The sequence below is a fragment of the Beijerinckia sp. L45 genome, assembly GCF_009765775.1.
In the GTDB taxonomy this organism is placed as follows: Bacteria; Pseudomonadota; Alphaproteobacteria; order Rhizobiales; family Beijerinckiaceae; genus RH-AL1.
Window position 1 is genome coordinate 1 of record NZ_LMUU01000224.1, and the last position, 7,144, is coordinate 7,144.

The 7,144-nt window shown below is 63.4% G+C and carries 8 protein-coding genes; 2 read left to right on the forward strand and 6 right to left on the reverse strand.

All coding sequences use genetic code 11. From position 1 onward, the window contains the following. From GSQ79_RS23880 to GSQ79_RS23900, 5 genes are all read right to left on the reverse strand, one after another. On the reverse strand, nucleotides 1–436 hold a 436-nt coding region (locus tag GSQ79_RS23880), incomplete at its 3' end, for a DUF1989 domain-containing protein (protein WP_158811273.1). Between the two features lie 92 nt (nucleotides 437–528). Continuing rightward, on the reverse strand, nucleotides 529–1,890 hold the full coding sequence (glnT, locus tag GSQ79_RS23885; RefSeq protein WP_158811274.1) for a type III glutamate--ammonia ligase: 1,362 nt from the start codon (nucleotides 1,888–1,890) through the stop codon (nucleotides 529–531). Between the two features lie 17 nt (nucleotides 1,891–1,907). Further along, a complete protein-coding gene (locus GSQ79_RS23890) occupies nucleotides 1,908–2,825 on the reverse strand; it encodes an ABC transporter ATP-binding protein (protein WP_158811275.1) in 918 nt (305 codons plus the stop codon). After that, nucleotides 2,822–3,787 carry an ABC transporter permease gene (locus tag GSQ79_RS23895; RefSeq protein ID WP_368669969.1) on the reverse strand — a complete coding sequence of 322 codons (966 nt, stop codon included), beginning with the start codon at nucleotides 3,785–3,787 and terminating at the stop codon, nucleotides 2,822–2,824. The genes GSQ79_RS23890 and GSQ79_RS23895 overlap by 4 nt, the downstream gene beginning before the upstream one ends. Nucleotides 3,788–3,867: 80 nt before the next feature. Then, the gene (locus GSQ79_RS23900) at nucleotides 3,868–4,806 is read right to left on the reverse strand and encodes an ABC transporter substrate-binding protein (protein ID WP_368669970.1); all 939 of its coding nucleotides are present in this window, start codon (nucleotides 4,804–4,806) and stop codon (nucleotides 3,868–3,870) included. Nucleotides 4,807–5,000: 194 nt separating this feature from the next. On the opposite strand from GSQ79_RS23900, the gene nikR reads away from it, so the two are divergent. Then, nucleotides 5,001–5,492 carry a nickel-responsive transcriptional regulator NikR gene (gene nikR, locus GSQ79_RS23905; protein ID WP_158811278.1) on the forward strand — a complete coding sequence of 164 codons (492 nt, stop codon included), beginning with the start codon at nucleotides 5,001–5,003 and terminating at the stop codon, nucleotides 5,490–5,492. 40 nt (nucleotides 5,493–5,532) lie between these two features. Here the strand turns inward: nikR and GSQ79_RS23910 are convergent, their stop codons facing one another. Beyond that, entirely contained in the window at nucleotides 5,533–6,168 is a 636-nt protein-coding gene (locus GSQ79_RS23910) for a TetR/AcrR family transcriptional regulator (RefSeq protein WP_158811279.1), read from the reverse strand. 89 nt (nucleotides 6,169–6,257) lie between these two features. On the opposite strand from GSQ79_RS23910, the gene GSQ79_RS23915 reads away from it, so the two are divergent. Continuing rightward, nucleotides 6,258–7,144: efflux RND transporter periplasmic adaptor subunit (locus GSQ79_RS23915; RefSeq protein WP_246725544.1), on the forward strand; the 887-nt coding region annotated here is incomplete at its 3' end.

Sequence of the window (7,144 nt, forward strand, 5' to 3'; positions counted from 1 at the left end):
CCTCGTTCGACGCCGCGGTCGATCCGCCGAGCAGCGCGTCATGATGGCCCGAACTATCCTCGACCAGCGAAAACATCACCCGGCCCATGTCGGACAGGATGACGCGGCCCTTGCGCAGTGCGGACGTCCACTGCACCTTGACCGTGTCGGGGAAATTGATGCGCTCCGACGTGTCGGCGCTGTTCCACGCGACCAACGCGATCGTGGCCGGGCTTTTGCCGAGTTCGAGGCGCAGCGCCTCGCCGCGGCGGAGCGTCGTGGTCCAGTACCAGCCGCCGGGAAGCTGCTCACGATGCAGCAGATCGGCCGGGGCGATCGCCGGTGCCGGTCGGCCGCTCGGCGGCGGCAGCGCCCGCGGCGCATCGCCGAGGCCCGCCGCCTTCAGCGTTTCATAGCGGCGACGGTTGATTTCGATGGTGGCTTCGATACTGATCATGCCGGTCTCTTCGACGTTTGCGTGTCGGGTCGTCCCGAGGAAGTCGTTGGTCGCCAACCGGGTCGTCCCGACGGGCTCGTGCCAATCCCACGTCAGAACATGTGGCTGTAGCGGGCGATCTCCCAAGGCGAGATCGTCAGGTGATACTCCTGCCATTCCGCCGTCTTGTAGCGGATGAACTCGTCGCGCAGGCCCTTGCCCAGAGTCGCCTCCACGAGCGGATCCTCGGCAAAAGCCTCGACCGCTTCCTCGAGTGTCTGCGGCAGGAAGGCGATGCCGCGATCCAGCCGGGCCGCATCGGTAAGCTCGTAAAGATTGTCTTCGTTGGGCTGGCCTGGATCGACCTTGTCCCTGATCCCTTCGAGGCCTGCCGCGAGAACCAGCGCCGCGGCGAGATAGGGATTGACCGAGCCGTCGGCATTGCGCGACTCGCAGCGGCCACCGCCGGCCGGCACGCGTACGGAATTGGTCCGATTGTTGGAGCCGTAGGAATTGAACACCGGCGCCCAGGAAAAGGTCCCCATGGCCCCCTGGCGGACAAGCCGCTTGTAGCTGTTCACGGTCGGGGCGAAGGCGGCGCAGAGCGCGCGGCCGTGCCGCAGCACGCCGCCGATGAAGTGGTAGCCGGTCTCGCTCAGACCGAGCCCGCGCGGGTCGTCTTTGGGATCGCAGGCGAAGATGTTGGCGCCGCTGGCGAGGTCGCGCAGCGACATGTTGAAATGCGCGCCGTTGCCGGTGCGATCGGCAAAAGGCTTCGGCATCATGGTGGCAATGAGGCCTTCTTCCTTGGCATAGTGCTTGGCCATGAAACGAAAGAAGGTGAGCCGGTCGCACATGGTAAGCGCATCGGCATAGGCGAAGTCGAACTCGAACTGACCGCAGGCGTCCTCGTGGTCGAGCGAGTACAGGTCCCAGCCGAGGGCGTTGATCGTGGTGGACACCTTGTCGAGCCAGGCGAAATTGCTGACAAAGCTCGGAATATCGTAACAGGGCTTGATCAGACGGTCGTTGGGGTCCGGCGTCTGCAGCGAGCCGTCTGCGGCCTGACGCAGCAGAAAGATTTCGCATTCGATGCCGAGATTGAAGCCGAACCCCATGTCGGCCGCCTTGGCGAGTTGCGCCTTCAAGGCGACGCGCGTCGATAAGGGATAAGGCACGCCGCCGAAGGTCAGATCCGCCGGTGTCCAGGCGATCTTCGGCTCCCACGGCAGCTGGATGATGTGCGAGAGATCCGGCACCGAGGCCAGCTCGTCTTCGTTGGGCGCCTGACCAAGCCCGTCCAGCGCATAACCGGTATAGCGCTCGGAGCCTGCCGCCATATGCTGCATATGCTCGATCGGCACCACCTTGCCCTTCTGCGCGCCGTGGATGTCGACATAGGCGCCGATGACATATTTGACGCCCCGCTTGCGCAGATCGTCCTGGATGGCGGCGACGGCTGGGTTCTCGGCCATAAAAGACGGTCCCGGTTCTATTCGACTTCGTCGCCATGCGCGACGAGACGGGTGACGATGCTGGGCTTGATTGCGGCCGGCTTGACGTCGTCCTCATCGTCCGGTGGATGGATCAGGGCGTCGAGGCGCGCGCGGGTGGCGCGGAATTCTCGCTCGAGCATCTGGCCTTGCGAACGCGGCCGCGAGACCGGCACTTCGATCAGTTCGGCGATCTCGCCGGGATGCGCGCTGAGCACCAGGATTCGGTCCGCCAGAAATACCGCCTCGTCGAGATCGTGGGTGATGAAGACGATGGTGATGTCGATCTTCTTCCAGATCTCGATGAGATAGGCTTGCATGCGCGCCCGCGACTGGGCGTCGAGCGCGGAGAACGGCTCGTCCATCAGCAGGATTCTTGGCCGCGTCGCCAGAGCACGCGCAATGGCGACGCGCTGCTTCATCCCGCCGGAGAGCTGATGGGGATAGGAATCCGCGAAAAATTCCAGTCCGACGAGAGACAGCCATTCTCTCGCCTCGCGTGCGGCGGTGCGTCGCGACTCGCCATTCTCCTCGAGGCCGAACATCACGTTGCGCAACACGCTGAGCCAGGGGAACAGCGTATAGCCCTGGAACACCATGCCGCGATCGGCGCCGGGCCCGTTGACCGGCTGCCCATCGACGAAGACCGTGCCGGAACTGGCGGTTTCGAGGCCCGCGAGAATCCGGACGAAGGTCGACTTGCCGCAGCCGGACGGGCCAACCACACATAGGAATTCGCGACGGTGGGTCTCGATATCGATGCCGCGCAGGGCGATGGTTTCGCCGCCCTTCGGCGTGCGAAAAACTTTGCCGAGGCCCTGGACGCGCAAGGCGACGTCGCGGGCCTTGATCCGGGCAAAACGCGCCTGCACCGCATCCGATTGGTGGTGGTAGGCCGTGTCGGGCAAAGCGGTCATGCCTCTTCCTTGGCCCAGGGAAACAAACGGCGGCCGATGAGCGCCAGCACGATATCGGTCGCGGAGCCAACGATGCCGATGATCAGGATCGCGGCATAGACGTTCTCGAAATGCTGGTAGCGCGCCTGCTGGGTGATGAAGAAGGTGATGCCCGACGACGTTCCGATCAGCTCGGCGACGATCAGATAGGTCCAGGCCCAACCAAGCAGGATACGCTGGTCGCGATAGAGCTGCGGCAGCACGGCAGGCACAATCACGCGCCGGACGAGGCGCAGGTTGCGCGCCCCGAGCGTCAGCGCCGCCTCGATCAGCATGCCGTCGACCCGGCGCGTCGTGTTGGCGATGACCAGCACCTGCTGAAAGAAGGTGCCGATGATGATGATGGCGATTTTCGGCCCGTCGTAGATACCGAGAATCGCGACCATCAGCGCACCGAAGGCCGGTGCCGGCATGTAGCGGACGAACTCGATAAAGGGTTCGACGATGCGTGCGAAGACCGGCGACGTCCCGCAAAATACCCCGAGCGGCACGCCCAGAATGGACGAGATCGTAAAACCCCAAAAGATGATCTGGATCGAATGCCAGAGACTTTGCGGCAGCGGGATCGCGTCGCCGAAGGTCGGGCGCGTCGTGATCGCGGTCCAGAAAGCGGCGGCGACCTCGTGGGGCGCCGGCAGGTAGACGGGATTGCTGGGGATGCCCTGGGGCGGCGCAGTCCCGGCTTCCTTCGCCGCGGCCACTTCGGTCGCAAAAGTCTCGCGATCGACGCGCATGCCAGGCTGCAGATAGTCCACGGCGCCGGGATCGCTGACTTGGATCAGCGGATGCCAGAGGAACGGCACGTAGGACACCGCCGACCACGCCAGCAGCGGCAGGATGAAGGACAGGATGGTCAGCGACAGCGCATTGCGGCGGCCGAGCGGTTTCGGCACGCCGAACCAACTCCGCCGCTTGCGGCGCATCGGCGACATGCCGAAGGCGTCGGCGATGGGCGGGCGCGGCGCCTCCGTTGGGGTGCTGCTCGCGATCCCGCCCATCAGGCTTACTTTCCGTTGGTCAGCGACGGATCGATGTAGGACTTCACGTCCTGCGCGGTCTTATAGACGCTGTTCTTGACGTTGAACGCATCGGCGTTGCGGCTCGACCCGTAGAGCGATCCAAGACCATCCTTGTCTACCATCACCTTCCTGGCGTCGGCGACGCTCAGCAGCTTGGTGCCCTTGAGGTATTTTACGTATTCCTCCGGCGGGACGCCGGACTTCGCCGCCATGATCTTCACCGCGTCGGGCTGCGTCTTGGGATCGTCGATATAGGCGACGGTCTTGTCCCAAACGGTGAGCACCTTGGCCCAGTCCGCCTTGCGGGCGTTGAGGCTGGTCGGCGATACGGCCAGCACGTCGTAGATCAGACCGGGTGCCTGGGCCGACGTGTAAAGCGGATGCGCGCCGGGGGCTCCTTTCATCGCCTGGCCTGCGACAGGCTGCCAGGCGCCAGCGGCGGCGACATCGCCGGAGGCCAGCACCTGCGGCGTCTCGTTGGTCTTGGCATTGACGAGCGTGACGTCCGTCTCCTTCATCTTGGCCTTGGTCAGGCCGTCGATCAGCAGGAGATGCTCGACGAGACCGACCTCGATGCCGACCTTTTTGCCCTTGAGGTCCTTCAGGCCCTTGGTGCCGGCCTTGCCGACGATGATATCGTTGCCGTTGGAATAATCCGTCAGCATGATCATGACGCTTTTCGCGCCATTGCCGCCCATCACAAGGGCGTCGCCATTGGTCACAAGATCAGCATCGATCTTGCCGGCGGAATAAGCGTCCATCGACGCCGAATAGTCGAACCATTCAAACTTGACGTCGACGCCGGCATCCTTGAACCAGCCCTTGTCGATGGCGACCTGCATCGCCACCCATCCGGGCCAGTCGCTATACCCGATATGCAAGGGAGCGTCGGCGGCGTGCGCGGCTCCCATCGAAAGAGGCATGAAAAGTGGTGCGGCAGATAATGAAGCAACGCGAAGGCAGCGGGCCGAAACGGTCAGGCTCTTGGCGATGATGGCTGGAAAGCGCATGAGCATACTCCAATGAGTACTACGATTTTCGTGTTTCGTAATACACTTAACCATGCAAACAAGAAGCATGCCACATTCTGGCACAAGGAAGTTGGCGGGCCGTTCCGATGAGCGTTGATTTAACAGAGGATCCCGACGCCGGTCGCAAGCGGCCGGTGAGCCGGATCAGTATTTCGCTGCCCGAAGATCTGCTTGAAGATCTCGACGGAATGGTGCGAGCGCGGGGCTTTTCGAGCCGGTCGCAGGCTGTATCGACAATCCTGCACCGCTCCCTGGTCGAGCATCGCCACGAAACCGGCGACCATGTGATGGTCGGGACCATCACGCTATTCTACGACCATCTCGCCAACGGCCTGCAAGATCGGCTGGCCGAGCTGCAGCGGCGCAATATCAACGAGGTCATTTCGTCGTTGCATGTCCACCTCATGCACAACCAGACGCTCGAGGTCATTCTGGTCCAGGGGCCGGCGCGAAAGCTGCAGGAAATCGCCGATGCGATGATCACCGAGCGCGGCGTTCTTTCCGGTCGGCTCGAACTCGCGGCCGCCCTGATTCCGCAAATTCACCCGTTCGGCGATTCCAAAAAACCCGAAGACTAGAGACCGCCGGCTCTCGTCGCCTTCCGTCTGCTCCACGTGCCTACCCTTTAGCGTCTTCGACCAGAAGCCCATGCGCGAACACGCGCAGCGATGTCTCGACGAAGGCGTGGACATCGAGCGGATGGCGGGTGCCGAACAGGCCGAGCCAGCTTTTGGCCAGCATGATCGGCGATATCAGAAGCAGGGAAAGGTCGCCGAGCGCGGAGGGCCGGAACTCGCCGCGGTCGATGCCATAGGCGATGACGGCTTCGAACGCATCGCGGATCGGGACCAGCACCTCCGCATGCCACCGATCGACGACGTCGGGAAACCGCGGGCCTTCGGCAATCAACATGCGGAACAGTTCGGTCTGGCGCGGATCGTCCAGAAGGCAGTTGGCGGTGAACGTCAGATGGGCCCTGAGCATCGCGATGGCCGGCCCGGACGGTTCGGTGGTCAATGCCGAAAGGTGCTCGTAGGCCGGCCACATCATCTGCTTGAGGACAGCGACGAACAGGTCCTCCTTGCTCTGGAAATAGAGGTAGATCGTTCCTTTCGTGATGCCGGCGCGGGCCGCCACATCGTCGAGACGCGTTCCGGCAAAGCCGTCCGCGGCGAAAGCCTGAAAAGCGGCATCCAGAATTTCTGAAGGCCGCGCCTCCTTCCGGCGCCGCCTCAACCCACACAGATCGCGCACAACTTCTCCTTATTGACTAACCAGTCAGTAATTAGTACGGCCTGACAGCGGTTCATGCAACGCTTCGAACTCAAGCGATAGCGCGGGATATGATGCACTACGGCATTCAGCATTCTAGAGCGATACGAGCGGCAGTCACCTTGCTGTGGCTCGGCACGTCCGTCGCCGCGTCGAAAGCCGCGGAAAACCAGGACCCGCCGGCGTGCGGCGCGCAATGCACGCTCGTCGAGGTCGCCACCGCCCGGCAGGAAACATTCACGCCAAAAGTCTCGCTGACCGGCGCGGTCGAACCCAAATTTTTGAGCGACATCGCCTTTCGCGTCAGCGGCAAGATCAGGCAGCGGTTCGTCGATGTCGGCGACCACGTCGAAGCCGATCAGGTTTTGGCGCAGATCGATCCGAAGGATCAGCAGGCCAATCTCGACACGGCCCTGGCCGGCCTCGCCTCGGCGCAGGCGCTGGCGACGCAGGCCAAGGTCGCTTTCGAGCGGCAGGAATCGCTGTTCAAGAGCGGCTACACCACCCGCCCGAGCTACGATACCGCGCAGCAGCAGTTGCGCACCCAACAGGCTGCCGTCGAGTCGGCCAAGGCTGTGCTCGGAACGGCGCAGGAACAATTCGGTTACGCCAACCTGAAGACCGGCGTTGCCGGCATCGTCACGACCCGCAGCGCCGAGACCGGACAAGTGGTTCAGGCTGGCCAGACGATCTTCACCGTCGCGCAGGACGGTCCCCGCGACGCCGTGTTCCAGGTCTACGAAACGCTGCTTACCGACCCGCCCGCGAGCAGGACGGTCGACATCGTTCTGCAATCCGATCCGCGGATCAAAGCCACCGGCACCGTGCGGGAGATCTCGCCGACCGTCGACGGGGCGTCCGGCACCGTCAAGGTGAAGGTTGGGCTCGATAGCGTGCCACCCGGCATGTTGCTCGGGGCGTCCGTCATCGGCTCCGGGGACTTCAAGCCGCGGCTGGC

Excerpts from the sequence above, each read along its gene's own strand:
- glnT (WP_158811274.1), bottom strand. The coding sequence starts at position 1,890 with ATGGCCGAGAACCCAGCCGTCGCCGCCATCCAGGACGATCTGCGCAAG.
- GSQ79_RS23890 (WP_158811275.1), bottom strand. The coding sequence starts at position 2,825 with ATGACCGCTTTGCCCGACACGGCCTACCACCACCAATCGGATGCGGTG.
- GSQ79_RS23895 (WP_368669969.1), bottom strand. The coding sequence starts at position 3,787 with ATGCGCCGCAAGCGGCGGAGTTGGTTCGGCGTGCCGAAACCGCTCGGC.
- GSQ79_RS23900 (WP_368669970.1), bottom strand. The coding sequence starts at position 4,806 with ATGCCTCTTTCGATGGGAGCCGCGCACGCCGCCGACGCTCCCTTGCAT.
- nikR (WP_158811278.1), top strand. The coding sequence starts at position 5,001 with ATGAGCGTTGATTTAACAGAGGATCCCGACGCCGGTCGCAAGCGGCCG.